The sequence below is a fragment of the Wolbachia endosymbiont of Drosophila ananassae genome, from assembly GCF_008033215.1.
Classification (GTDB): domain Bacteria; phylum Pseudomonadota; class Alphaproteobacteria; order Rickettsiales; family Anaplasmataceae; genus Wolbachia; species Wolbachia pipientis.
In genome coordinates, this window is record NZ_CP042904.1 from 857,934 (window position 1) to 884,890 (window position 26,957).

Annotated in this window: 22 protein-coding genes, 1 tRNA gene and 2 pseudogenes; 14 read left to right on the top strand and 11 right to left on the bottom strand. The window is 36.2% G+C overall.

Annotation, left to right across the window (positions count from 1 at the left end):
- Complete coding sequence (locus EA652_RS04160) at positions 1-297, bottom strand: type IV secretion system protein VirB3 (protein ID WP_007548615.1); 297 nt, start codon at positions 295-297, stop codon at positions 1-3.
- A 108-nt stretch (positions 298-405) separates the two neighbouring features.
- On the opposite strand from EA652_RS04160, the gene EA652_RS04165 reads away from it, so the two are divergent.
- Positions 406-1,941, top strand: a complete 1,536-nt coding sequence (locus EA652_RS04165) for a lysine--tRNA ligase (RefSeq protein ID WP_007548613.1) — start codon at positions 406-408, stop codon at positions 1,939-1,941.
- A gap of 731 nt (positions 1,942-2,672) precedes the next feature.
- Here the strand turns inward: EA652_RS04165 and EA652_RS06955 are convergent.
- Entirely contained in the window at positions 2,673-2,816 is a 144-nt protein-coding gene (locus tag EA652_RS06955; RefSeq protein ID WP_153801319.1) for a hypothetical protein, read from the bottom strand.
- 186 nt (positions 2,817-3,002) lie between these two features.
- Entirely contained in the window at positions 3,003-5,645 is a 2,643-nt protein-coding gene (gene alaS / locus EA652_RS04180) for an alanine--tRNA ligase (protein ID WP_007548612.1), read from the bottom strand.
- A gap of 165 nt (positions 5,646-5,810) precedes the next feature.
- On the opposite strand from alaS, the gene EA652_RS04185 reads away from it, so the two are divergent.
- The 7 genes from EA652_RS04185 (at position 5,811) to gpmI (ending at position 11,713) form a co-directional block, all read left to right on the top strand.
- Positions 5,811-6,254, top strand: a complete 444-nt coding sequence (locus tag EA652_RS04185) for a PAS domain-containing protein (protein ID WP_006280113.1) — start codon at positions 5,811-5,813, stop codon at positions 6,252-6,254.
- Between the two features lie 98 nt (positions 6,255-6,352).
- Complete coding sequence (gene rpmI, locus EA652_RS04190) at positions 6,353-6,559, top strand: 50S ribosomal protein L35 (protein WP_007548610.1); 207 nt, start codon at positions 6,353-6,355, stop codon at positions 6,557-6,559.
- A 20-nt stretch (positions 6,560-6,579) separates the two neighbouring features.
- Entirely contained in the window at positions 6,580-6,945 is a 366-nt protein-coding gene (gene rplT / locus EA652_RS04195) for a 50S ribosomal protein L20 (protein WP_006279340.1), read from the top strand.
- Between the two features lie 12 nt (positions 6,946-6,957).
- Positions 6,958-7,857, top strand: coding sequence for a methionyl-tRNA formyltransferase (fmt, locus tag EA652_RS04200; RefSeq protein WP_012673287.1), 900 nt, complete (start codon positions 6,958-6,960; stop codon positions 7,855-7,857).
- An 80-nt stretch (positions 7,858-7,937) separates the two neighbouring features.
- The gene (gene purH / locus EA652_RS04205; RefSeq protein WP_007548605.1) at positions 7,938-9,449 is read left to right on the top strand and encodes a bifunctional phosphoribosylaminoimidazolecarboxamide formyltransferase/IMP cyclohydrolase; all 1,512 of its coding nucleotides are present in this window, start codon (positions 7,938-7,940) and stop codon (positions 9,447-9,449) included.
- Between the two features lie 638 nt (positions 9,450-10,087).
- A tRNA-Asn gene (locus tag EA652_RS04210) sits at positions 10,088-10,159 on the top strand.
- Positions 10,160-10,192: 33 nt separating this feature from the next.
- Positions 10,193-11,713 (top strand): 2,3-bisphosphoglycerate-independent phosphoglycerate mutase, encoded by a 1,521-nt coding sequence (gpmI, locus tag EA652_RS04215; protein WP_007548604.1) that lies wholly within the window; start codon positions 10,193-10,195, stop codon positions 11,711-11,713.
- A 39-nt stretch (positions 11,714-11,752) separates the two neighbouring features.
- Here gpmI and fabD read toward each other — a convergent pair whose 3' ends face one another.
- The gene (gene fabD, locus EA652_RS04220; protein ID WP_007548603.1) at positions 11,753-12,733 is read right to left on the bottom strand and encodes an ACP S-malonyltransferase; all 981 of its coding nucleotides are present in this window, start codon (positions 12,731-12,733) and stop codon (positions 11,753-11,755) included.
- Between the two features lie 128 nt (positions 12,734-12,861).
- Here fabD and rpmE point away from each other — a divergent pair, with 128 nt between their 5' ends.
- The 3 genes from rpmE to EA652_RS04235 all read left to right on the top strand — a co-directional run bounded on the left by rpmE (position 12,862) and on the right by EA652_RS04235 (position 15,349).
- Entirely contained in the window at positions 12,862-13,065 is a 204-nt protein-coding gene (gene rpmE, locus EA652_RS04225; RefSeq protein WP_007548602.1) for a 50S ribosomal protein L31, read from the top strand.
- A gap of 38 nt (positions 13,066-13,103) precedes the next feature.
- Complete coding sequence (locus tag EA652_RS04230) at positions 13,104-13,898, top strand: NAD kinase (protein WP_006280584.1); 795 nt, start codon at positions 13,104-13,106, stop codon at positions 13,896-13,898.
- Positions 13,899-13,981: 83 nt separating this feature from the next.
- Complete coding sequence (locus EA652_RS04235) at positions 13,982-15,349, top strand: hypothetical protein (protein WP_007548601.1); 1,368 nt, start codon at positions 13,982-13,984, stop codon at positions 15,347-15,349.
- A 265-nt stretch (positions 15,350-15,614) separates the two neighbouring features.
- On the opposite strand, the pseudogene tnpC reads toward EA652_RS04235, so the two are convergent.
- From tnpC to EA652_RS07650, 5 genes and pseudogenes are all read right to left on the bottom strand, one after another.
- A pseudogene (tnpC, locus tag EA652_RS04240) lies at positions 15,615-16,977 on the bottom strand (IS66 family transposase).
- A 205-nt stretch (positions 16,978-17,182) separates the two neighbouring features.
- Positions 17,183-19,456 carry a polyribonucleotide nucleotidyltransferase gene (gene pnp / locus EA652_RS04245; RefSeq protein ID WP_012673288.1) on the bottom strand — a complete coding sequence of 758 codons (2,274 nt, stop codon included), beginning with the start codon at positions 19,454-19,456 and terminating at the stop codon, positions 17,183-17,185.
- 14 nt (positions 19,457-19,470) lie between these two features.
- Positions 19,471-19,743 carry a 30S ribosomal protein S15 gene (rpsO, locus tag EA652_RS04250; RefSeq protein ID WP_006279944.1) on the bottom strand — a complete coding sequence of 91 codons (273 nt, stop codon included), beginning with the start codon at positions 19,741-19,743 and terminating at the stop codon, positions 19,471-19,473.
- A gap of 12 nt (positions 19,744-19,755) precedes the next feature.
- Positions 19,756-20,094, bottom strand: coding sequence for a hypothetical protein (locus tag EA652_RS04255; RefSeq protein ID WP_238514583.1), 339 nt, complete (start codon positions 20,092-20,094; stop codon positions 19,756-19,758).
- Positions 20,095-20,101: 7 nt separating this feature from the next.
- A pseudogene (locus tag EA652_RS07650) lies at positions 20,102-21,042 on the bottom strand (IS5 family transposase).
- Between the two features lie 151 nt (positions 21,043-21,193).
- Here EA652_RS07650 and EA652_RS07555 point away from each other — a divergent pair.
- Positions 21,194-22,435: a hypothetical protein gene (locus EA652_RS07555; RefSeq protein ID WP_007548761.1), complete on the top strand. Its 1,242-nt coding sequence runs from the start codon at positions 21,194-21,196 to the stop codon at positions 22,433-22,435.
- 5 nt (positions 22,436-22,440) lie between these two features.
- On the opposite strand, the gene EA652_RS04275 is transcribed toward EA652_RS07555, so the two are convergent.
- Positions 22,441-23,273 (bottom strand): IS5-like element ISWpi1 family transposase gene (locus EA652_RS04275; protein WP_094189578.1). Its coding sequence is split into 2 segments (ribosomal slippage): positions 22,441-22,904 and positions 22,904-23,273, totalling 834 coding nucleotides; the frame shifts between segments, so codons are not numbered across the junction.
- Between the two features lie 177 nt (positions 23,274-23,450).
- On the opposite strand from EA652_RS04275, the gene EA652_RS04280 reads away from it, so the two are divergent.
- Entirely contained in the window at positions 23,451-23,912 is a 462-nt protein-coding gene (locus EA652_RS04280; protein ID WP_006280933.1) for a hypothetical protein, read from the top strand.
- Positions 23,913-24,261: 349 nt separating this feature from the next.
- Here the strand turns inward: EA652_RS04280 and EA652_RS04285 are convergent.
- Positions 24,262-25,094, bottom strand: a protein-coding gene (locus EA652_RS04285) for an IS5-like element ISWpi1 family transposase (RefSeq protein ID WP_094189578.1) whose coding sequence is annotated in 2 segments (ribosomal slippage) — positions 24,262-24,725 and positions 24,725-25,094 — 834 coding nt in all. Because the reading frame shifts where the segments join, the coding sequence is not laid out codon by codon here.
- Positions 25,095-25,815: 721 nt separating this feature from the next.
- Here EA652_RS04285 and EA652_RS04295 point away from each other — a divergent pair.
- Complete coding sequence (locus tag EA652_RS04295; protein ID WP_006280417.1) at positions 25,816-26,841, top strand: Fe(3+) ABC transporter substrate-binding protein; 1,026 nt, start codon at positions 25,816-25,818, stop codon at positions 26,839-26,841.
- Positions 26,842-26,957 lie beyond the last annotated feature (116 nt).

A 26,957-nucleotide genomic window follows, 5' to 3' on the forward strand; every position in this document is an offset into this window, starting at 1 on the left:
TTAAGCAATATCATAAGAATTGGCTCCATGGTAAAAACGATTTAAACATTTCGAGCACTTTCCCAATTTTACCATAAATAATTCAATAAACAACGGTTCTTTTGCAGAAGCTATATAACCAAGTCCATGTATACCTGGTAACATTAAGAGAATCACTCTTAAATCATTTGAATTAATGAAAATTAGCATGCAAATCAGGACGTTTAATATTGCAAACATATAACTCACACCAAAGAGCATTGCAGGTCTTGTAAGACCTTTAAATAATTGATCTGTTTGTATACTACCTGTGGACATATCTTTAACCTTCTAATAATAGCTCTAACACTAATACTATATCATTATATTAAAAAGCCATTGAAACTAGTAGCACTTTAAGTTAAGATACATTATTTAATCCCGATAATGACAAGTTGGCCATTTCAAGAAGCAGAAAAAATATTGCAAGAGTTTCCTAATAAAAAAGAAATAATATTTGAAACTGGTTATGGACCCTCTGGTTTACCCCACATAGGAACCTTTGGAGAGGTTTTCCGCACTACAGTTATTGTAAATGCATTAAAAAAAATAGCTCCTGGTATAAAAACCAAAATCATTGCAATTTCAGATGATATGGATGGTTTGCGAAAAATACCAGATAATGTGCCAAATCAAGAGATGCTAAGAGAGCACTTAAATAAACCATTGACTATGATACCTGATCCATTTGGCACTCATCAGAGTTATGGTCATCATATGAATTCATTGTTGTGTAAATTTCTTGATATGTTTGAATTTGAATACGAGTTCAGGAGTGCAACAGAGTGTTATAAATCTGGCGTTTACGATGAAAAACTTTTACTCTTACTGAAAAATTATGATAAAGTGATGGACGTAATGCTTCCATCATTTCGGGAAGAAAGACAGCAGACTTATAGTCCATTCTTGCCAATATGCCCAAAAACTTCTCAAGTTTTACAAGTTCCAGTAATTGAAACAAATACAGAGAAAGGAACAATCACATATGAAGACCCAAACGGGGGAAAAATAGAAGTTCCAGTGACAAAAGGAAAATGTAAACTGCAATGGAAACCTGATTGGGGAATGAGGTGGGCCGCATTTGGAGTAAATTACGAAGCTCACGGAAAAGATTTAACTCCATCTGCTGTGCTTTCAAGTCAAATATGTGAAATACTTGGAGAAAAGCCACCACTTCTGTTTTGCTACGAGCTTTTCCTTGATAAAGAAGGAAAGAAAATATCAAAATCAAAAGGAAATGGCATTTCAATTGAAGAGTGGCTAACTTACGCACCAACAGAGAGCTTAGCATTGTACATTTTTCAGAGTCCTAAAAAAGCTAAACGTTTATATTTTGATGTGATACCAAAATCAACTGATGAATATTTAGAATTTGTAAAGCGTTATCATGAGAACAAAGAAAAGGATATAAATAATCCTGCTTGGCACATTCACCAGGGCAATGTTCCCAGTATAGAAACTTCAGGCATAAATTTCTCACTACTTTTAAACCTAGCAGCAGCTTGTAATGCTGAAAACAAAGAGATCCTATGGGGTTTTATATCCTCTTATGCACCAAACGTTACACCAGAAAATAATAAAATGCTTGATAGACTTTCAGACTTTGCAGTAAAGTATTATCACGATTTTATCAAGCCAACAAAATCATATAAAACTCCAAATGAAAAAGAAAAAGCAGCGTTACTAGATTTGAAGGACACTTTACATTCTCTATCTACAACTGCTACTGCTGAAGAAATTCAATCTCAGGTATTTTCTATTGGAAAAAAATATGATTACACCAACTTACGTGACTGGTTTCAGCTATTATATGAAACGTTACTTGGCCAAAAAACCGGTCCAAGAATGGGATCTTTCATAAAGCTTTACGGAATAGGTAATACGATTTCTCTCATAGAAAGCGCTACTAAATGTATACTTTAGAGTTTACCTCCTTTCATTTGAGCTCTTTAGTTTTAATAAGAATTCCTTGACAAACTCCGCTAGCCCCCTTATCATGAAACTGAAGCTATTGTATTTGCTTTCGCCAATCTGCAGATTAAAAGGTAAGGATTACTTAATGTATCGGCGTCTTATGTTCAATTTTTTGCAGTATATAGATACTGTATGTCTTTACAAAACTTCATCTACATCTAGATTTTTATCTAAATAAGCTGAACGCGCTTATAAAGCGTTACAAGACATCAAAAAATGCCAATACTCGACAGAGATAGTAAAAGACTAGCTAACTCGGGGATTCTTTGTCTTTTTTTCTGCTTAGTAAATTTCTTAAACGTTTGCAGCGTAAGTTAGTTGCAATTAAAAGCAGCTGAATTTCGCTTGTCAAGCGTTTAAAACATAAAAAACGCCAATATTTTAAAGCGGATAATAACCACGGGGCTTCTTTTGCCTTTTTTTTCATTTGGTAAATTTCTTAATGTTTGTGGCTGAACGACAACCGTCATCCCGCTACTTGTTAGCGAGATCTCTTGTTAGCGGCTGAGATACCGCGAATGAATCGCGGTATGACGGTTCGCGGCGGCATGACGATAAGGTTTATACCTTGTCATCCCAGTGCTTGACACTGGGATCCAGCTTTCTTTATAAATTCACCAAAAGTGCTTCATTCTATAACGCAAAACCCATACTCACCAAATCCAATGCATTACTTGCAATTAAGTTTCCTGGATCCCAGTGTCTGGGCACTGGGATGACACCATCATAAAGGAATCAGTGTCAGCTACTTTCATGACACCATTCTTTTTCCTGGATCCAAGTAGTCGAGCTACTTGGATGACAGCTAGCCTGACAACCGTCATCCCGCTACCTGTTAGCGGGATCTATGCTAAGAGATACCGCGAATGAATCGCGGTATGACGGTTTGCAACGGTATGACGGTTCGCGGCGGCATAGTAATTCGTCATCCCGCTGCTTGTTAGCGGGATCTCTTGTTAGCGGCTAAGAGATCCCGCGAATGAATCGCGGTATGACGGTGTAGACGATGGTTAAGTATCCCGCTGCTTGTTAGCGCCGCGGCGGTATGACGGTTCGTGGTGGTATGACGTAGAGTGCTTAGAAGCTGCTATTTTGCTACAAATGGCTGTAATGGCATCATCTATTTTATTGCTATCACAGCCTGTTTGTGCAAGTTCAGCGTTCCCACCACAATTTTTTTCAACTGCTATTGATACTAGTTCTTTTGCACTAATTTTATTAGCTAAGTCTTTACTTACTTTAATAATCAAGACTGTTTTATCTTTTTCTGTTGCCGTGAAAGCTATTATCGTTTTTGGTTTTTGTTGCTGCAAAACAAACTCTCTTATTATATTCGCTGGAATATTGGTAAAAGCATGACTTACAAAATTTATTCCATTTATTTCAGTGCTTTTTATGCTCTCTGCGCTTATAAGTTTTTTATATAAATTTTTTATTTTAGCTTCAGATTCTTTGCGCTCTTGATTTAAAATATTTAATCGGTTTATTATTTCACTCACTGGCGCTTTTACGAATTCTGCAACTTTTTTTAAGTTAATTTCATTATCACGTACATAATTGATTGCTTCTTGACCAGTTAAAGCTTCAATTCTTCTCACTCCAAAAGCAACAGAACTTTCTGTTACTATCTTAAATAAACCGATTTCTCCAGTATGTTCAACGTGTGTGCCACCACACAGTTCCCTTGAATCTCCAATCTTCACTACTCTTACTTGGTTGCCATATTTTTCACCGAATAACGCCATAGCTCCTTCGTCTATTGCCTGATTCATGCTCTGAATTTTTGTAGACGTAGAAAGGTTTTCTCTGATTAGAGAGTTTACCATATCTTCTACTAAGAATAGCTGATCCTGAGTAACTTGAGTGTTATGACTAAAGTCAAATCGTAACTTATCCGGTGCAACTAGGGAACCTTTTTGAGTGACATGATCACCCAAGATTTTTCTCAATACAAAGTGCAAAAGGTGTGTAGCTGAATGATTTCTTCTTAAGGTTTGCCTTCTTTCCTTGTCAATGCTTGCTGCAACTGTGTTACCTTTACAAATTGAACCGAACTTAACTATGCATCTGTGCAAATATAGGTCATTAACCTTATTGGTATTCTCGACTATAATAATACTTCTATCAGATTTGATCAGACTGCCAGTATCTCCCACTTGTCCACCTGACTCGCCATAAAAAGGTGTTTTATCAAGTATAATGGTTATCTTTTCTCCCTCCTTTGCAGAATCAATTACTTCATTTTTAGAGGAAACTATAGCTAGTATTTTCGCATCATTTACTTCATTGAACTCATAACCAACAAATTTTGTTTTGCCAAATTTATCGATCAAATCAAACCATACTTGCTCAACAGATTTTTCACCAGATCCAGCCCATTTAGCACGTGCTCTCTCTTTTTGTTCTCCCATTGCATCATCAAAACCCTTCTGGTCAAAATTTATTTTTTTCTCTTTTAAAATATCAAGTGTAATATCCAAAGGAAATCCGTAGGTGTCATATAGCTTAAACGCTGATTCTCCAGGCAAAGTATCGCCCGATTTTAAATCTGCAGTGAATTTTTCCAATAGACTAATGCCTTTCATCAAAGTGTCTTTAAAGTTTTCTTCCTCTGATTTTAACGTCGTTTCTATTAAGCTTTTAGCTCTGATCAATTCAGGATAAATATCCCCCATATAAGCCGAACTCGTGCTATCTATCAGCACCGGAAAAACGCGATGGAGTAGGGAATCATTATATCCAAGCAGGTGGATATAACGCGCGGCTCTCCTAATTAATCTGCGTAATACGTAATTCCTGCCTTCATTTCCAGGGAGCACCCCCTCTGCGATGAGAAATGCAGCCGCGCGAAGATGATCTGCTATGATCTTATGCGCTATTTTATTTTCCGTTCTTCCACAGTACTCTTGTGATTTACTTATCAGAGCAGAAAATAGATCAATATCATAGTTATCATGGACGTTTTGCATAACAGCCGCTATTCTTTCAAGGCCCATTCCAGTATCGATGCATTTTTTTGGCAATTTGTGTAAATTACCTTCTTCATCTTTGTTAAACTCCATGAATACCAGATTCCAGATTTCAACAATTCTATCGCCCTCTTGTAAATTAGGACTCCCATGGTCATAAAAAATTTCAGAACATGGACCGCACGGACCAGTATTTCCCATACTCCAAAAGTTATCATCCGTTGTAATTCTTATGATTTTATCACTTGAAAAGCCACTTATCTTACGCCAAATCTCGTACGCCTCATCATCAGTATGGTAGACGGTTATGGATAGTCTGTTTTTATCAAGAGATAACTCTTTAGTGATAAATTCCCACGCAAATTCTATCGCAGTTTCCTTAAAGTAATCACCGAAGCTAAAATTTCCGAGCATTTCAAAAAATGTGTGATGCCGAGTTGTATAGCCAACATTTTCAAGATCATTGTGTTTACCGCCTGCTCTTAGGCACTTTTGACTTGAGACAGCACGTTTCATTTCAGTTTTTTGAGCACCAGTAAAAATATTTTTAAACTGCACCATACCAGCATTTGTGAACATGAGCGTTGGGTCATGTTCTGGAATCAAAGGAGAAGAAGAAACCTGCTCGTGGTCATTATTTACAAAAAATTTTATAAATCTTTCTCTGATTTCGTTTAGCTTCATCGTTTTTATTGAGGTTATCTATAAATAATAAGTTGTAATGGAAATAAAATCAATACCACTCTCTAGATCTCAGAACTTCTAGTGACATGCACCTTGTGGTAAGAAAAAATCAATATATTCACGATAAATTTACCTCATATCTGTGTTTTATATGTGGAAATTGGAATGGAAATTTATGTAGGCAAAGAAAAAAGAATAGCAAATGTGGTGACTCAACACTGGAATGACATAAAAGGATCAGACAGAGATTGGCCAGAAAGGCATGAAATAGACACTGCAGAAATAATGGAGTCATGGCAGCATTGTTTTATCATTGAAGTCAAAGATCAAGGTTATATTTGCGAAAATGCAGGAGAAAAGGCCGTTGAATTCTATGGTTTTGAGAAAAAGACGCGCATTGATAATAAGTATGCAATTGATGCACCATTTCTGCGACTATATAAAATAGATGCAGTCATTGATAAACTTGATACTGTAATAGAGAGTAAATGCCCAATCAATGAAGAGGAAGAAAGTGAAAGTGTTAAAATGAGGCAAGTATTGTTGCCACTTGGGAATAAAGAAGGTATAACACACATATTGGGCGTAATTACTTTTAAACTCCTTTAATATACAATTTTAATTTGATTCTTTAATAAAATTATTTATACTAATGCTTAATTACTATTAAAGAACTCAATAGTAGTGCTTGTAAATTTATTTGGAATATGAAGAAAATAAAATTAAAAACCAAATCTTCTGTGAAAAAGCGCTTTCACCTTACAGCTAAGGGTAAAGTTATTTCTACTCAGTCAGGCAAAAGGCATGGCATGGTAAAGAGAAGTAAATCTAATATTCGTAATCAGCGCGGTACAACGATTCTTGGTAAATCTGACTCGCGTATAGTTAAGCTTCATATGCCTTACGGTATTTAACAAAATGGAGGTAAAATAAAATGGCTCGGGTAAAACGTGGAGTCACTACTCACGCTCGCCATAAAAAAATATTGAAACTGGCAAAGGGTTATAGAGGGCGCGCAAAAAGTTGTTATAGAATTGCATTACAAAGAGTTGAAAAAGCACTGCAATATGCTTATAGAGACAGAAGAACCCGTAAACGTGATTTCCGTAGCTTATGGATAATACGTATTAATGCAGCAGCAAGAGAGCATGGGCTTACCTATGGTAGGTTTATGCATGGTCTTACACTTGCCGGCATTGATTTAAATAGAAAAATTCTTGCTGAGATGGCAGTTAATTATAAGGATGATTTTGCCAAATTAGTAGAAACTGTAAGTGGTAAATTAGCGGAGAATTCTTAAAGCAAAAACACCATGAGAATTATTTTCATGGGATCACCAGGATTTGCTGTTAATTCTCTGAGCTTGTTACTGAAATCAAAGAGCGAAGTGGTGGCAGTATACACCAAGGCTCCAAAACCTTCGGGGCGTGGACAGAAGCCAATGAAATCTCCAGTACATGTTATCGCTGAAGAAAGTAACATAGAGGTATGTACTCCTATCTCTCTAAAGTTCTCGGCAGAGCAAGAAAAATTTAGAAATTTCAAGCCAGACGTTGCGGTTGTTGCCGCGTATGGATTGATACTTCCAAGAGAAATTTTGAATATTCCAAAATATGGTTGTATTAATATTCATCCTTCATTACTACCGAGGTGGCGCGGTGCAGCTCCGATACAGCACACAATTTTAGCAGGAGATCAAGAAACCGGGGTTAGCATTATGCAACTGGATGAAGGATTAGATTCTGGCCCTATTTTAAAACAGGAAAAATTTCTTATCGAAAAGAACGATAACTACAAGACATTGCATGATAAATTATCTAAGCTAGGCAGTGATTTACTGCTGAAAGTGCTAAACGAAATTGAAAAACAGCTTCCCTTAAAACAGAACGATAACGATGCATGTTACGCTGACAAAGTGGAAGACTATAAAATTTATGCAAGTGATGCCTGTGAAGTTGCTTATAGAAAGGTTAAAGCGTTTTACCCAAAAGCGTTTATCAAGATAGAGAATAAACGTATCAGGATACTTGATGCTGACTTTGAAGCTCTCGCTTCAGAACAAGGTAAGATTGTTAACGATAATATGCACATAAGTTTAAAAGGTGGCACTTTAATTCCTAAAGTTGTACAAATGGAAGGGAGAAATCCTTGCAGTATTGAAGATTTTATTCGTGGCTTGAAATCAAGCATGGTAAAAAAATTTATAGAATAGGCTGCTTTAAATTAGTGTAGAAATGTAATAGCTAAATTTCCTTTTCTTAGATATAATCTTAAAAAACTTTCCATATAAAAATGAAAATAAAAAGAGCTTTAATATCAGTATACGATAAAACGAATATAATTGATCTTGCATCGTTTTTAACGCAGCAACAAATAGAAATTCTTTCAACGGGAAATACTTATAAAACGCTATCTAGTGCAGGAATAAAAACACAAGAGGTCTCAGATTACACACAATTTCCAGAGATACTTGGTGGTAGAGTAAAAACTTTACACCCTAAAATTCATGGAGGAATACTTTGCAATAGAGAAAAACACAAAACGGAAATACAAAATCTAGGTATTAAGCCAATAGACCTGCTTATAACTAACCTATACCCATTTTGGGAGACAGTAAATAGCGGCTCAAATGAAGAGCAAATTATAGAACAAATTGATATCGGCGGAGTGGCGTTAATTAGAGCTGCAGCAAAAAACTTTCGTTTTACTTCAGTTATTTCTAGCATTCAAGACTACGAAGCACTAAAAGCTGAGATGATAAAAAATAACAATAAAACAACATTGGAATATAGAAAACACTTAGCAACCAAAGCATTTGCTCTCACTGCACACTACGATTCTAATATTCACAGTTGGTTTTTATCCCAGAGTAAAAATAATGAGTTGCCAGAGTTTTTTGCTCTATACGGGCATAAAGTACAAGAACTCAGGTATGGTGAAAATCCCCATCAAAAAGCTGCATTTTATAGTAATCAATTTACCAAATATCCGTTGGAAAAAATACATGGAAAAGAGTTGAGTTATAATAATATAGTAGATATAGAATCCGCACTTAACATAACTTCTGAATTCGAAGAACCTGCAGCAGTGATAATCAAGCATAATAACCCATGTGGCGCTGCTATTGGTAATAATGCTTTGGAGGCATATGAAAAAGCTCTATCGTGCGATGAAGTAAGCAGTTTTGGTGGTATAGTTGCCTTAAACCGGGAAATAGATTTAAAGCTAGCGGAAAAATTAAACGAGATATTTTTAGAAGTTGTGATAGCACCATCAGTAAACAATGAGGCACTAAAAATTTTGCAAAGAAAGAAAAATTTAAGAGTGATTATTCATAAATCTTTTCAACAAAATGTGAAATACCAAACTAAAAATGTTATTGGTGGGTTTTTGGTGCAAGAAAATAATGATCACAAGATAAAAGCAGAACAAGTAACAGAATGCACTACAACAAAAAAAGGAAAGGAAGATCTTATTTTTGCCTGGAAAATATGTAAGCATGTGAAATCCAACGCAATAGTTATAGCAAAAGATGGTTGTGCTATTGGCATCGGCGCAGGGCAAACAAGCAGAATAGATAGTGTGAACATTGCAGTGAAAAAAGCAGGTGAAAAATGTAAAGGTGCAGTGCTTGCTTCAGATGCATTTTTTCCATTCCCAGATAGCATAGTAGAAAGTGCAAAACATGGAATTACAGCTATAATTCAGCCCGGCGGCTCGCTGAAAGATCAAGATGTGATAAAAGCTGCAAATGAAAATAAAATTGCTATGTTTTTCACTGGCGTTCGCAGTTTTTTCCATTAGGCTTTGTGTCTTATCGTCATACTGCCGCGAACCGTCACGGTATCTCTTGGCCGCTAACAAGCAGCGGAATGACGGCTGTCGCTTAGCCATAAACATTAAGAAATTTACCAAACGAAAAAAAAGGCAAAAGAAGCCCCGTGGTTATTATCCGCTTTAAAATATTGGCGTTTTTTATGTTTTAAACGCTTGATAAGCGAGATTCAGCTGCTTTTAATTGCAACTAATCTACGCTGCAAATGTTTAAGAAATTTACTAAGCAGAAAAAAAGACAAAGAATCCCCGAGTTAGCTAGTCTTTTACTATCTCTGTCGAGTATTGGCATTTTTTGATGTCTTGTAACGCTTTATAAGCGCGTTCAGCTTATTTAGATAAAAATCTAGATGTAGATGAAGTTTTGTAAAGACATACAGTATCTATATACTGCAAAAAATTGAACATAAGACGCCGATACATTAAGTAATCCTTACCTTTTAATCTGCAGATTGGCGAAAGCAAATACAATAGCTTCAGTTTCATGATAAGGGCGCTGGCGGAGTTTGTCAAGTAAGTTTTTTCGTTTCTGTGACCAGTTGGACTTAAAGTCTACACAAAAAACGTTTACAACCAACGTTCAACATGGTAAATTAAAAACGGTTTATTCCTCGGTAGCTCAGTGGTAGAGCAGTTGGCTGTTAACCAATTGGTCGCTGGTTCGAATCCGGCCCGGGGAGCTCTTCTCTGTTGAATTTTAGTGTTGATTTTATATGGGCATTAAATCAGTCGTTTTATGTATACTAGATGGTTGGGGAAATGGAGTAGAAAACAGTAAATACAATGCTATTAGCAACGCAAATCCACCCTGTTGGCAATATATTAGCTCTAATTATCCAAAATGCAGTTTATCCGCCTGTGGAACTGATGTGGGGTTACCTGGTGGTCAAATAGGTAACTCAGAAGTTGGCCATATGAATATTGGCAGTGGTAGAGTGGTAATACAAAGCCTTCAGCGCATTAATCAAGAGATTGGAACAATAGAAAACAATGTAAATCTACAAAGTTTTATTAGTAATCTAAAAAGTAAGAACGGAGTATGCCATATAATGGGATTAGTGTCAGATGGCGGTGTTCATTCGCATCAAAAGCATATTTCAACTTTAGCAAATAAAATATCACAGCATGGAATCAAAGTGGTGATACATGCATTTTTAGATGGCAGAGACACATTGCCAAATTCAGGAAAAAAATGCATTCAAGAATTTATAAAGAGTATAAAGGGAAATGACATAAGAATTGCTACTGTTTCTGGGCGTTACTATGCTATGGACCGTGATAACAGGTGGGAGAGAACAATTGAAGCTTATGAGGCTATCGCATTTGCAAAGGCACCTCGTCATGATAATGCAGTATCGTTGATTGATGAAAATTATCAAAATAACATAACTGATGAGTTTATCAGGCCCGCAGTAATAGGTGACTATCAAGGTATAAAACCAGAAGATGGAGTGCTGTTGGCTAACTTTCGTGCTGATCGAATGATACAATTAGCAAGTATTTTGCTTGGCAAAACAGATTACGCTAAGGTAGCAAAATTCTCTTCAATTCTAAGCATGATGAAATATAAAAAAGATCTTCAGATCCCTTATATTTTTCCTCCTACTTCTTTCGCTGATACTCTAGGACAAACAATAGAAGACAATAAATTGCAACAATTACGTATCGCCGAAACCGAGAAATACGCTCATGTGACTTTCTTTTTCAATTGTGGAAAAGAAGAACCTTTCTCTGGTGAAGAAAGAATACTCATTCCCTCACCAAAAGTTCAAACTTACGATTTGCAGCCCGAAATGTCAGCCTTCGAGCTCACAGAAAAGCTTGTAGAAAAAATTCACTCCCAAGAATTCGCACTGATAGTTGTAAATTACGCTAATCCTGATATGGTAGGACATACAGGTAATATAAAAGCAGCCGAGAAAGCTGTGCTAGCTGTAGATGATTGTCTTGCAAAAGTGCTGAGTGCTGTTAAAAAGTCAAGCAACACCGCATTAATTGTTACTGCAGACCATGGTAATGTGGAATGTATGTTCGATGAAGAAAATAATACACCTCATACAGCACACACTCTAAATAAAGTGCCATTTATTGTGTCTTGCGATAATCTAAAACTAAGAGACGGAAGGTTATCTGACATCGCCCCTACTATTTTACAGCTACTTGGAATTAAGAAACCTGATGAAATGACAGGTAGTTCATTGATTTCTTGCATTACCCTCTGTCATTCCAGCTAGGCAGCGTTATGCACCGGAATGACATCAAATAGATGTGTTTTAACTTAATCCAACTTTTAAATTTTTCGCTGTTAGTACTAATGATTCATTAAAGAAGCTGTCAATATCACCAATACTATCTATATTTTTTGTACTGATAGATTGGTCAATTCTTTTGACCAAATTAGATAAAACTTTATTAGGGCCAATTTCAACAAATTTGTTAATGCCACGGCTTGACATATACAAAACCATTTCTCTCCATTTCACTCTGCTTACAACTTGCTTGGCGAGTAAAGTTTTTATAACTTTGGGATCACTCTCCTCTTTAGCTGTAACATTTGTTATCAAAGGAACTATAGGACGGGTTATTTTAATACCCTTCAAAAACTCCAAAACTTTTTCATCAGCAGGTTTCATAAGAGATGAATGAAAAGGCCCACTAACCTGTAATTTAATTAGTTTCCTCACACTCGAGTTTTTGAATAAATCGGGTAACATTTCAAGAGCTTCTCTAGTGCCACTTATAACCACTTGTCCGCCACCGTTATCGTTTGCAATTTCACAAATTCCGTCAATTTGAACTGATTTCAATATATCTTCCACTTCATTTATCTCTGCTCCAAGCAACGCAACCATTCCGCCTTTACATTTCAGTGAAGCTTCATGCATTGCTTCGCTGCGAACTTTCAGCAGCTTGATTGCAGACTCAAGCGTTAACGCTCCTGCAGCACACAGCGCTGTATATTCGCCAACTGAATGCCCACAAACATATTTAACATTGTGATCAGTGAAAAGAGATTTGCCAAACATATGCTCCATAACACGTAGCATTGCAATTGATACTGCCATTATAGCTGGCTGAGCGTTTTCTGTAATGGTTAATTCTTCAATAGGACCGTTGAAGATTAAATGAGACAGCTTTCTACCCAATATGCTATCTACTTCATTAAATACTTGTCTTGCAACGGAAAACTCACTATATAAGCTCCTTCCCATTCCTACAAACTGAGAGCCCTGACCAGGGAAAGCGAAAATCATGATAACTATTATTTATTCCCTATTGAGTATAACATTTTATCTATTTTTTGTCAATATTTTAGAATAATGATTGACTTAGTGAATTAAGTTCACTAGAATATTAACTGACTAAAAGTTTATAAGCAACAATGAATTATCATAAAATTATTATAGTTATGACAGACGGTCAAGAGTTTGAAACTCGTTCCACTTATGGAAAGGAGGGAGATAGGGTAAAACTTGATAGAGATCCTCTTACTCACCCTGCATGGACTGGAAGTTTGACAAGCGGGTTAGCAAGTAAAACTAGCAAATTAGCTAAGTTTAACGATAAATATGGAAGCATTTTCTAATTCTCCTCCTCTTTAAGTTTTAGAGAGTTTACTGAAGCATGCATAAATACAAAAATATAGGCTATGTTGCTTCTCCATCACCAAAATCGCAGGAAGTATCTAAACTATTAAAGAAACTTAATTTTATCAATATAACAGAAGAAAATAAGTCCGAAATTGATCTACTGATAGTTGTTGGCGGTGATGGCTTTATGCTGCGTACCTTGCATAATTACGTTATAGAAAATAAAAACATGCATGTGTATGGGATAAACACTGGCAATGTTGGGTTTTTGATGAATAAATGCTTTAGCTGCAGTGAAGATTTAATTGATCATATAGAGCATGCAACTTCAACTCAGTTAACTTTGCTAAAAATGGAAGCAACAGACACAAGTGGCAAGAGATATCATTACATAGCAGTAAACGAAGTATACGTTTTTAGAAAAGCGAACCAAATAGTAGAGATGAATATTACTATCAACGATAAGCTAAAAGTAGAGAAATTTAGAGGGGACGGAGTAATATTATCTACCCCCACAGGCAGCACTGCATACAACTTCTCTGCCGGTGGCCCAATCTTGCCGCTAAATTCAAATTTACTTGCATTAACCTCTATCAATAGCTATTACCCAAGGCATTGGAATGGAGCGTTAATATCAAACGATACAATCGTACAAATTGACATTAACGACACAAAAAACCGTCCAGCACTTGTAGTATCAGATTACAAAGAATTTCATGATATATCACAGATAAAAATACAAAAAGACCATGAGAACACAATCACTTTGCTTTTTGACAAAGATTACCCTCTGAATGAAAGAATCTTTGATAGACAATTTCTATACTAATAATTATCCGTAAATTGGTATTTACTATATCTTAATAACTATAGCGTAATCAATGCAGCATAGTAATTAATTTTGGAGTGAATATGCCTGGACCAGTAAATGAAGAACAAACAGTAACATTAATTTCTTCCACATCAATAAGTGAAGATGGCGAGATAACACCAGGAATTTTACCAATACCAGCACTTAGGACAAGTACTCCGAAAAAAAATGATGAAAATACAGCTTTAGAAGCTTTGTTAGAGGAAGAATTTAAAGAGAAAAAAAACAGCAATGCTAATTCAAGAGATCCGTTAACTCTTGAGACTCAAGTATCACCTCCTTCCCTAGAAGAAACAAAAGGTGAAGAAACTCATGTTGACGTGCCACAAAATCCCACTCTAAGCAGATCACCTTTTCAAGAGACAGTATTTAGTCCACCTTGGAATAGTGAAATATTAGAAGATTTACAAAGAACTAACAGCTCAAGTATACCTCCAACTGGCTCACTACCATCATACACAAGCGCAGCAGATGGCTCTAAAAAGTCTTTGCTTACAAATAGTAAATTTAACATAAATGACGATGCAATTTTAAAAAATAAAAAAACAAACAGATTCTTGCCAAGAGCAAAGTATGCCATGCAGCAGAAGGGTTTTATAATTTTTGGTGCAAGTGCTATTATACTCAGTATATCTGCAGCTTTATTATATTTACAAGATAAAGCAAAATTTATTGCATTTTTTACAAACAGCCCAAAATATATCACTATACCAGTTATCGCACTTGCTGCATTGCTTGCAATTGGTCCAATATTTTTTGCAACAAGGCAATTTATAGATACTGAAGAACATTCCATTCAAAAAAAAGATGCGGATAAAATTTTAGCTGAGGTGTTGGAGCACCAGCCAAAAGATAAAGCTATAAAATCTGTAAGACTGGAATATAGCAATGGCACTCATTCAAATTTTGTACTTAATGCTTGGGAAGCTAAACAAGGCTTCACTAACATTGACGAAAAAGTAATTACTAGAACTAATAAAATAAAATCAGTAATTAACGACAGACCAATATTTACTGCATTATTTACTGGTGTAGTTGCTGCAAATATAGCGTTTCCTCTAGGGCTACTTGCAACACATGGTGTTAATGGTGTACAAAAATTTTACCAAAACCCTTTGACTAATAACATAGGATTATCATTACTTATAGGTTCTGGTATACTTGCATTACTCATTGTGGGTTTTGGCATACATTATTATAGAAAAACAAATTGCACTAACCTTATATATTCTGAAGAAGAGATTGATCCTAAAGATGTTAATGGGAAATTCATTGAGGAAATAAAACGAGAAAGAACAAATGTTCTTGGGGAAAATCACAGTAAAGACGCTAAACGCAGCAGCTTAACGCTTGAGCAAGTTGTGGTTCAATCTCATAATTGTAAGGATATTGTTTATAGTGTCGGTTAATAAAATGCATGATATAGCTAGTGCAGCCCTACGTCATACCGCTGCAGACCGTCATACCGCGATTCATTCGCGGTATCTCTAGATCCCGCTAACACGTAGCGGGATGACGATTGTCAGGGTAGCACCTCCCTCCCCTGTCATCCAAGTAGCTGACACTGGGATGACAAAAAAAGGAGCACTGGAATGACATCACAGGGGCACTGAAATGACATCCTCCTAGTAGAGATCGCTTTTGTAATTGCAACATTCACGTGTATCCGTTCAGCTAAGCGGTGTAAGAGATGATAGATAAGAGGTTTTGGAAAGGATTGAGACCCCTTTGTTTCCATGTCAAGTATAATGAAATTATCCGTTCAAGGAATGCATTTCCCCGCTTCGATTGGGTAAAATATGAATTTTTGCGATAAACGACATAATGCCGAATTTGCTGTTCAGCATGGTTATTTGTCAGCGGAATATTTTCTGGGTCATCTAAAAATTTCCACATCATTCTTTCAGATTTCAAAATATTCTTTGCAACTCGAGAAGCTCCAATTGCTTCAGGTAAGCGAGATATTTCCTTCAAATAATACCTTGTACGTTTTCGCAATTTTCTTGCACGTCTGGCAAATCTTAAAATGTCTATCTCATTTTTTAGTAAAGCTTTTTTTAGTGCAAATAATTCAGTAGTGACATCTCTTACATAACAGCCAAGAATCTTAACTTCAATGTTCCAGCTATGAGCCAGCCTTTCAAAATCTCTTATTAAATAAGCCCAGCAGATTTGCCTTTTCTTATCATTAAAGTAGTTGTAGGCTGAATATCTATCAGTTACTATCAAACTATTGCGATTGCAAAATGTGCTGTCTTGCAAAACCTTCATTCCTCTTGATTCTGTCAATTTTACAAAACTTGCCGTATTGCTTGCAAACATCCAACACCAGCCAAGTTTTCCTTTGTTATAGTGACTGGTTTCATCGATATGCAAAACCTCACTTCTGCTTATTTCTTGTTCGATTTGCTCATATGTTTTTTCGCATTTTAATGCAACTCTGTGTTCACTATTTGATATGCTGCCAACACTTATGTTCAAATTAAAAATGTCATTTATGATACTAGCCACTTCATGCTTTGAGTTTTTGTAAAATCCGCTGAGTGCTGCAATTATAGACTTAACCCTTGGACCAAATGTATCTGGCGTAACACCTTCTGGTAACTTGCTACTTTTTCTTTTTCTGCATCTCCGACAACGACCATGTTCCAATTACTACATAAGGCCTAATTTCCGGAAGATCAACTTTTTGGTGAACATAAGGTTTTTCGCATATTACAAGCTCTCCTCCGCATTCGCAAATATTAGGCAACTCTATTTTTACTACTTTATCCGCTTCCATTGTAGCATGAAAATTTCCTTTATGCCCAACCTGATCGCCAACATTCCTTTCGCTTTTTGGCTTGTCCTTTTTTGTTTTGTACAATTCTTTAGAGCTCGGTAGAGATGAATTTTTCGAGTTTAAACCAAGCCTTTCCTTTAATTCAGCGTTCTCTATCTTTAAAGCTTTATTTTCTGCTTTTAAGTTTTCTATCTCTGCTTTCAGTTTTTCTATTTTTTGCTGTAAATTTTTGCAAAGTTCTAAAAGGTTTACCACATTACCTCACTTTTGCTCTATGATTATCTTTTTAGATCACTTTGTCTACCTTATTCTACCACTCCGCTGAACGGATACCTTGGGTTAGCTATAGCTAACACCACAATTGTACTAACATTGTGATTTGAGAACAACCTTCACCAGAAAGGGTGTCATTCCAGTGTTAAGCACTGGAATGACGAGAGGTAACGCAAGAAGTTTACTCTTAATAAAAACCTGATGATGAATCATTATTACCAAATTTCGGCCTATTTCTGTTGCTGAAACCAGAACGAGGACGAGGAGGCCTCTTATGGTGACTTCCTCCAGGTTTTCTACTAAATGAATTATTGTAATAATTATCCCTGTCATTTGGACCATCTTTCCTTTCCTCGTTGTAAAGCTCACCTTCAAAAAACTCTCCCGTCTCTTGATCAACCCGACGTCTTGACAACTTTGGACACCCACCTTTTTCGAAGTCAATTACTAGTGCTTTGAAAGTATCATCTTGTTTAAGTACGCTCTCTATAGAATCTATATGTTCATTAGCTACTTCACTTATGTGCATTTTTCCTTTTCTGCCATTAAGAAATTCAAGCTCTACAATAGACTTCTCTATTCTTACAACCTTGACATCAACTATAGAACCTTGTTCTAGTTCTGTTATTGAATCAATCATCATACTCTTTGCAATTTCAGCTTCAGTGCCACTCGTAGCAAAAACAGAAACTTTACCATCATCTCCTATTTCAATTTTTGCATTACTTCTTTCACACACACTGCGTATATTTTTCCCCTTAGAACCTATAGCAGCAGAAATTTTGTCTTTATCTATGTAAAATGATAACATCCTTGGTGCATGGTCTTTGACATCATCACTGTGTTCTGAAATCACTGCATTCATTTTTTCTAAAATATGTAATCTTCCAGCTTTTGCCTGTTCTAAAGATTTTTCAACAATTTCAAAGCTTATACCAGAAATTTTCATGTCCATTTGTAGCGCCGTAACCCCTTCACTAGTTCCTGCTACTTTAAAGTCCATATCACCAAGATAATCTTCATCACCAAGTATATCGGAAAGTATTACATACTCGTCTTTATCTTTGATGAGACCCATAGCAATTCCAGCAACAGGGGCCTTTATTGGCACACCCGTATCCATTAAAGCAAGAGAAGTCCCACAAACTGTTGCCATAGAAGAAGAACCATCAGACTCCAAAATTTCGGACACTACTCTTATTGTATAAGGAAATTCAGACTTATCGGGTAAAACAGGATGAATTGCTTTCCAAGCAAGTTTGCCATGACCGATTTCTCTTCTTCCTGGTGCACGCGCAGCAGAAGTTTCTCCAACAGCAAATGAGGGAAAGTTATAATGCAACATGAAATGCTCACGTCTATCCCCTTCAATATCATCCACAATTTGCTCATCTTGAGTGGTGCCAAGAGCAGTAACAACCAGTGCCTGAGTATTGCCTCTTGTAAATAGTGCAGAACCGTGAGTTTTGGACAGAATATCAACTTCAACTTCTATCTGACGTATCTCATCATGCTTACGACCGTCTATCCTTACACTTTTCTTCCTAATTATTTCACGTACTAAAGATCTTTCAAAGTTTTTTACTGCATACGTAATTAACTTTTCGTCTTTTCCAGTTTCTTTAAGAGTATTCAATATATTCTCTCTGATCGCTTCTAGAGCTTGAACTCGCTCTTGTTTTACTGTTTGCGAATATGCTTTTTCAAAATCTTTACCGTATTTTTCGAGCTCTTGTGTTATATCTGATGCATCAATAGGGGCAAAGCTCTCAGGTTTATTGCCAATTGTATCAGCAAACTCTTTTATGAGCTTAATGACAGGCTTAAGGTGTTCATGGCCAAATTTTATTGCATTAAAAACATTTTCTTCAGAGAGCTCTTTCACTTCTGATTCAACCATTAAAATTGAATTTTCATCACCAGACAAAAACAGATCCAAGCTGCTTGCTTTCATCTCTTGAACAGAAGGGTTGAGTATATAGTTATTATTTTCATCACAACCAACCATCACTCCAGCTATAGTAAAGTGAAAGGGAACACCAGAAATTGCAAGAGCTGCAACAGCACCAATCAATGCTGGCACTTCAGGAGGATTGACTGTATCATAAGTTAATAGATTGCACACCACACTAATTTCATCATGAAATCCTTCTGGGAATAGTGGTCTTATACTTCTATCTATTACCCTTGAGATTAAAGTTTCTCTATCAGATGGCTTGCCTTCTCTTTTAAAAAAGCCGCCAGGGATCTTACCCATGGCATAGCTTTTTGCGATAAACTGTACATTTAAAGGAAGAAAATCAACATTTTCTTCCTTCTTTTTACTTACAACAGTTACTAAAACAGAAGTATCACCGTAATTTACAACTACTGAACCATGTGCTTGGCGTGCTATTTTTCCTGTTTCTAAAGATAAGGTACGACCACCCCACTCTATAGATTTTTTTATAATTTTAAACATACTAAATTCCTCGATTATTTTCTAATGCCTAACTTCTCTATTAATTCCTGATAGGCTTCATTACCAAATTTACGCTTTATATAATTTAAGTGCTTGCGTCTTCTACCTATCAATATAAGTAAACCACGCTTAGAGTGATGGTCATGCTTGTGCACTTTAAAATGCTCAGTTAAGTTACTGATCCTCTCGGTCAAAATTGCACATTGTACAAAAGATGAACCTGTATCATCTTCTTTAATTGCATATATATTTATCAAACTCTTTTTCTTTTCGGATGTTATCGACATCTAAACCTCATTTTAAATATTAAAAACACGAATAGGTTTCACACAACCATAAATAAAACTGCAGATTGCAATAGGTACACTACCCACCACCGTACAACAAATATCATGATTCTTTAAATTACGCAAGTTATTTAATACAACTTCCTGACCTTTTCTGATTTTCCCCGCATCTTCTAGGGAAATTTCAACTTTGAACATCGATTTTAAAGCCGATTCAATGGGGATGACGAAACTTTTTGTATTACTCCCTGTCACTCCATCATCTTCTGTCATCCCACTCCCCTCTGTCATCCAAGTAGCTGACACTGGGATGGCTTTGTTGCATCGCTCTTCGGATAGTAGGTAACGCACAATAAATTTATGAAGCTATCTCAAATTTAGCCATACCAATATCAGTGAACTTATTGAGCAAATAGCATTTAACAAGTAGTTCCTTCTCTCTATTTGTCTCAGATTTATTCCTAAAACTAAACCCGAATGTTTGTTTCAGTCGCGAGAAAAAACTTTCTATATAAGATCTTTTTCCATAACTCATCTCTTTTTTCCACTTCTTTATACCATCTTCATCATATGACTTTATGAGCTTGACTGCAGAATTTCTCTCAGCCATATAGTCTAACTTTGGATGCTCTGCTGCGTTGTTTTTCGGAGGAATTTTCGTTTTTATACCATATTGATTACACAGCTTATAGAGCTTTTCTCTGTCATATGCCCTATCTGCATATAGTACTTTTATGACATACTGAAAATCGACTTCTTTTAGCAAATCACAAGCTCCATAGTGATCAGCCGTTACTGTATTTTACAGCTATGGCTTTTTTGCTGTTTGTATTCAACATTACATGCAATTTTCTTGTCTGTTCATAGCTGCGATACTTTCTATCTTCGCTATTTTCTTTGCTATGACCAGGAGTGTTGTTGTATATACTAATTCCTGTACTGTCTATAGCAATTTCGATATCTTCCATATTATTTTCTGCAATCATTGATCTTAATATTGAGTTTCTTAAACCTTCTTGATGATTGTGAATAGCTGATAACTTGCAAATTTTTCCCAATTTGCTCAAGGTATCCTGCTATAAACCCAACTGTTTGCCTCAGGCCTATTCTAAATAAACAAGTTATTATGTGCACCAAAATTACAACTTTATCGCTATAAATATTGTTGCCACCTGGTATTTTTGGACCATTCTCGTACCACTTTTCTATGGCTTCGTTGATATAATGAAAAATATTTCCTCTTTTTTCTAGAAATTTGTTATATTCGCTATGGTTACTGACCCTCATTTTTTGTGGCATATTTTTCCTTCAACAGTTAAATCGCTATTTATAATGAATTTTGTCAGTAATCACTAATTTTTCTGCTGCTATGCAACAAAGCCCACTGGGATCCAGGAAAGTTTGCTTGTGAGCAAGCAAACTAGTATAGAAAGTGGTTACAACATTTTCGATGAGATTATATGGAAAACTGGATCCCAGTGTCAGCTACTCGGATGACAGGAGAGGGGACTGGGATAGCAAGAGAAGAATTCTGAAACGACAAACCTCAAAAAAAACTTATGTAAAATCTAGCATTAACGAAAATTATACTTTTTTCATGCATGCTATGGTTTTTATAATTAACGGAGAGTGTGATATGGCGTTGAATGATCGATTGAGTAATAAAACAGAACAAGAACTCATAAACGACAATGATTTTATAAATGCTTTAGTAGGAAAGCTTACAGCAGGCCAGGATCCACAAATGTATCCTAAAGGAACATTAGATACTAAATTCAATGATAAAGTTAATGTTACTGGTAGCAATCTTCAGTTGCCTGCTTTCGTAACAGCACTAGCAGCACGGGATGGTGCTAATGGTGTTTATACTAAAGCTGCTGCCGATGCTGCATTAGCTAACAAACTTAATGTTGATGGTACCAACATATCAGACCCTTTTGTAACTGCCCTTACAACAGGTGGTACTAATAACAATAGGGTGTATACTAAAACAGCAGCAAATACTGAATTAGCTACTAAAGCTGAGTTGTTACGTTATGATGACAACGGTAATCAAGTGCCTATAACAAGCATAGCCGATTTAGTACCACGGCTCGCAGCAGGTGCTGGTGATAATGGTGTTTATACTAAAACAGCAGCAGATACTAAATTCGATGGTAAAGTTAATGTTGATGGTTCCAATGCAACTGATCCTGGTGTAACTGCCATGCTAGGCAAACTTATAGATGCAAATAAAGTTCTTAAAGTTGATGGTTCCAATGCAACTGATCCTGGTGTAACTGCTATGCTAGGCAAACTTACTGGAGCTAACATAGTTGCTAAAATCGATGCTTCTAACCTTACAGATGCAGCAAACAAGAAAGCTTTCGCGGAAGCTATACTTCCTGCACAAGACGGCAACAAATCAATTTTAGTAAATAAACTTGGGGAAGCTTTGGATAGGGTTCAAAATAATGCTAACGACAAAGTATATGGTGCTGCTGGTCAGGAAAAAATAGCAAAAGATTTCTTAGCTGATAAATATCCTTTTGCTAAAATCGATGCTTCCAACCTTACAGATGCAGCAAGCAAGAAAGCTTTCGCAGAAGCTATACTTCCTGCACAAGACGGCAACAAATCAATTTTAGTAAATAAACTTGGGGAAGCTTTGGATAGGGTTCAAAATAATGCTAAGAGGTTGTCCGGAAACTAGTAAATTCAAGCATATTCCCTCTTTAACATAACCCTACTCATAGCTAGGTATATGAAATTCTCAGTGGATGTTGTGAGTAAATCATACTCCTTCGATAGCCTTCTATTCCTATTAACCCAAGCAAAAGTCCTTTCTACAACCCATCTTCTTGGCTGTACTTTAAACCCTTGTTCTCTTGTTGGTAGTAGCTCAGGTGGCGTATCTTTGTGCACCCAAAATCTACATGGAGGCCTTTTAACAATTTCAATATCTATGTCATATTCTTCCTTTATGTGATTCTTTAAATTTCTTCCTTGGTATCCCATGTCAGCCCACATTTTTTTAACTTTAGTATATTTTGTTCTCATATTGTTTAATGCTATTTTAATACCATCTCTATCATTTTCGTTAGCAGCGCCTACGTAACAACCTAGTATAAAACCCTGAGTGTCTGTAATTATATGCCTTTTTCTACCCTTTACTTTTTTACTTCCATCATAGCCTTTGATCCCCCCTTTTCTGTAGTCTTTACAGATTGACTATCTACTATACAGGCACTCGGCTGCTCATTCCTTCCTATTTTTCTTCTACTATATTTTGTAATTTCATAATTCATTTTCTCAAAAATTCCCTGCTTCTTCCATTGCCTGAACTGCTCATACACAGTCTTCCATAGCGGAAAATCATTTGGTAAATACCGCCATTGACACCCTGTACGCAATACATAGAAAATTGCTTCTAATATTTCTCTTTTGCTATACTTTGGCGGCCTTCCTCCTTTCTTGTATGATACTCTGAAGTGTTTTTCTATTCTTGCCCATTCCCTTTCGCTTAGATCTGTTGGATACTTTTTTCTCATCTTTACCCCGTACTAAAATTTCAGATATTATAGCCTTTTACTTGTTTCCGGACAACCTCTAACGACAAAGTATATGGTGCTGCTGGTCAGGAAAAAATAGCAAAAGATTTCTTAGCTGATAAATATCCTTTTGTTAAAACTGCAGATCTTGGAACAAAAGTTGCAGAAAAAGCTGTCGTGGATGTTCTAGTTCCTGCTCTTGCAACAGTTGGTACTGATGATACTAAGAAGGTTTATACTAAATCAGTAGCAGATACTGCGTTTGCTAAAATCGATGCTTCCAACCTTACAGAGGCAGCAAACAAAAAAGCTTTCGCGGAAGCTATACTTCCTGCACAAGACGGCGACAAATCAATTCTAGTGGATAAATTGGGGGACGCCATAGCTAGCACAGATAAAGCAGAGTATAATGTTGGAACTGAACAAACAGCAAAACAGTTCTTAAACAGTAGAGGGCTAATTCCATCAGAGGATGCAATATTTAATAGACTCACAAGCGATGACAAATTCAAAACAAGCGTTACAATTGATGTCAATGCTAGTAATAATGGATTTCAAGAAGCTGTAAAGAACGTAATGTCACAACCGAAATTTGACATTCCAGTAGGTGATGATGTTGCACTTGACTGGACTTGGTAATTCAGCGCTAGATCCAAGTAGTCACGCTGCTTGGATGACGTCATACGGTCCTCGGATGACGGAAAAAAGGACTCAGATAACACCCTACAATGTCATTCCAGCGCGTGACGCTGGAATCCAGGTCTTTTTAGCTATCATAGGATGACAGAAGCAGACCCTCCACTTTGTCATTCCAGTACCCTCTTCTTGTCATGAAAGTAGCTGACACTGGTTTCCATCCAAGAGGGTGTCATCCGAGTAGCCCCTTTCTCGTCATGCCGCCGCGAACCGTCATACCGCGATTCATTCGCGGTATCTCTTAACATAGATCCCCTACTATACCTTAGAGGTTGTCCGGAAACTAGTAAATTCAAGCATATTCCCTCTTTAACATAACCCTACTCATAGCTAGGTATATGAAATTCTCAGTGGATGTTGTGAGTAAATCATACTCCTTCGATAGCCTTCTATTCCTATTAACCCAAGCAAAAGTCCTTTCTACAACCCATCTTCTTGGCTGTACTTTAAACCCTTGTTCTCTTGTTGGTAGTAGCTCAGGTGGCGTATCTTTGTGCACCCAAAATCTACATGGAGGCCTTTTAACAATTTCAATATCTATGTCATATTCTTCCTTTATGTGATTCTTTAAATTTCTTCCTTGGTATCCCATGTCAGCCCACATTTTTTTAACTTTAGTATATTTTGTTCTCATATTGTTTAATGCTATTTTAATACCATCTCTATCATTTTCGTTAGCAGCGCCTACGTAACAACCTAGTATAAAACCCTGAGTGTCTGTAATTATATGCCTTTTTCTACCCTTTACTTTTTTACTTCCATCATAGCCTTTGATCCCCCCTTTTCTGTAGTCTTTACAGATTGACTATCTACTATACAGGCACTCGGCTGCTCATTCCTTCCTATTTTTCTTCTACTATATTTTGTAATTTCATAATTCATTTTCTCAAAAATTCCCTGCTTCTTCCATTGCCTGAACTGCTCATACACAGTCTTCCATAGCGGAAAATCATTTGGTAAATACCGCCATTGACACCCTGTACGCAATACATAGAAAATTGCTTCTAATATTTCTCTTTTGCTATACTTTGGCGGCCTTCCTCCTTTCTTGTATGATACTCTGAAGTGTTTTTCTATTCTTGCCCATTCCCTTTCGCTTAGATCTGTTGGATACTTTTTTCTCATCTTTACCCCGTACTAAAATTTCAGATATTATAGCCTTTTACTTGTTTCCGGACAACCTCTTAACATAGATCCCGCTAACAAGCAGCGGGATGACGAATTACTATGCCGCCGCGAACCGTCATACTGCTGCGGTATCTCAGCCGCTAATAAGTAGCGGGATGACGGTTGTTGTTTAGCTATAAATATTAAGAAATTTACCAAATAAAAAAAAGGCAAAAGAAGCCCCGTGGTTGGCTAATTACTTACATTATACTTTCAAGTATGGCGTTTTTTTATTCTAAACGTTTAATAACCGCGATTCAGTTGCTTTTAAGCCGCAACTAATCTAAATTATAAACATTAAGAAATTTACTAAACAGAAAAAAAGGCAAAAGAAACCCTAGGGTAGCTAATTATTCACTATCCATTTTTTAAGTTGGCGTTTTTTGATATTTTAAATGCTTTATAAGCGCATTTCAGCTTATATTAGGTAAAAACCTAGAAATTTTATAAAGACATAAGATGCACATAGTGCAAAAAATTAAACATGGGACGCCAGATACGTGAGTTTTTTTGTCATTTAATCTGTACAGAGAAGATAAATAAATAGCTTCAGTTTCATGATAAGGGGACTGGCGAAGCTTGTCAAGGAAGTTTTTATGATTTATCTAACGAACTTTACACTTGCTAAAGTTGTACCATCTTGGTAACTTTAACTGAAAGAAGTTATTTTTTATCCAATATGAAAAAAGCCTTTATATTCACATCCTTAATAGCAATTATATTGATAGTTATTACTTATTTATACAGAAACGACGGAACTAATGACTCACAAGTGGTAAATGTTTATTCATCGCGCAAAGAAGAATTAGTACGTACTTTGTTTGATGAATTCACGAAAAATACAGGTATTAAAGTACGTTACATCATTGATGATTATTCTCAGCTACTTTCACGAATGGAAAACGGTGGTGAAGCTGACTTATTTTTGACTGCTGATGCAATCAACTTAATTCTAGCAAAAAAAAGAGGACTTTTATCTCAAGTAGATTCAGAGGTTTTAAAAAGTGTTATACCTGCAAGATTTAGAGACAGTGAAGATTATTGGTTTGGTCTTACAAAAAGAGCTAGGATATTGGTTTACAATAAAGAGTCAGTAGACCCTAAGGACTTAAGTACTTATGAAGATTTAGCAAATGAAAAATGGAAAGGAAAAATATTAGTGCGTTCTTCTACAAGTCCATATAACAGATCGTTAATTGCTTTTATGATTGCAAATAATGGTTTTGAAAAGACGAAAGAATGGGTAAGCGGAATTGTGAGCAATATGGCAAGAAAACCAAGTGGTGGTGATGCTGATCAAATTTACGCCGTAGCAGCGGGTGAGGGAGATGTTGCAATAGTAAACAGCTACTACTTTGCGAGAATTCTTTTATCAGAAAATAAAAAGAATGTTGCAGACAAGCTAGGGGCTTTTTTTCCTAATCGCAACGATCACGGTGTAATGGTAAACATCAGTGGTGCAGCAGTAACAAAAAACGCAAAAAACAGGGAAAATGCTATAGTCTTATTGGAATTTTTAGTAAGCAAGCAGGCTCAAGAGTTATACGCTAAAAAAAACCAAGAATATCCTATTATTGAAGGCGTTGAAACTTCCGATATACTAAAATCTTGGGGAAATTATTCACAAAGTGATTTGCCTCTAAGTGAACTTGAGAAGCATCTTTTTGAGGCTGTTATGATAGCGGATGAGTGTAAGTGGAAGTAATCCCCAGCGCCACTAAACATTGGGATGAAAGATTTATGCTAATATACCTTACTCTTGACTCGCTGAACTTTTTCTTCCTTCTAACTTAATTTTGACTTTACTATCTTTTTCCGTTC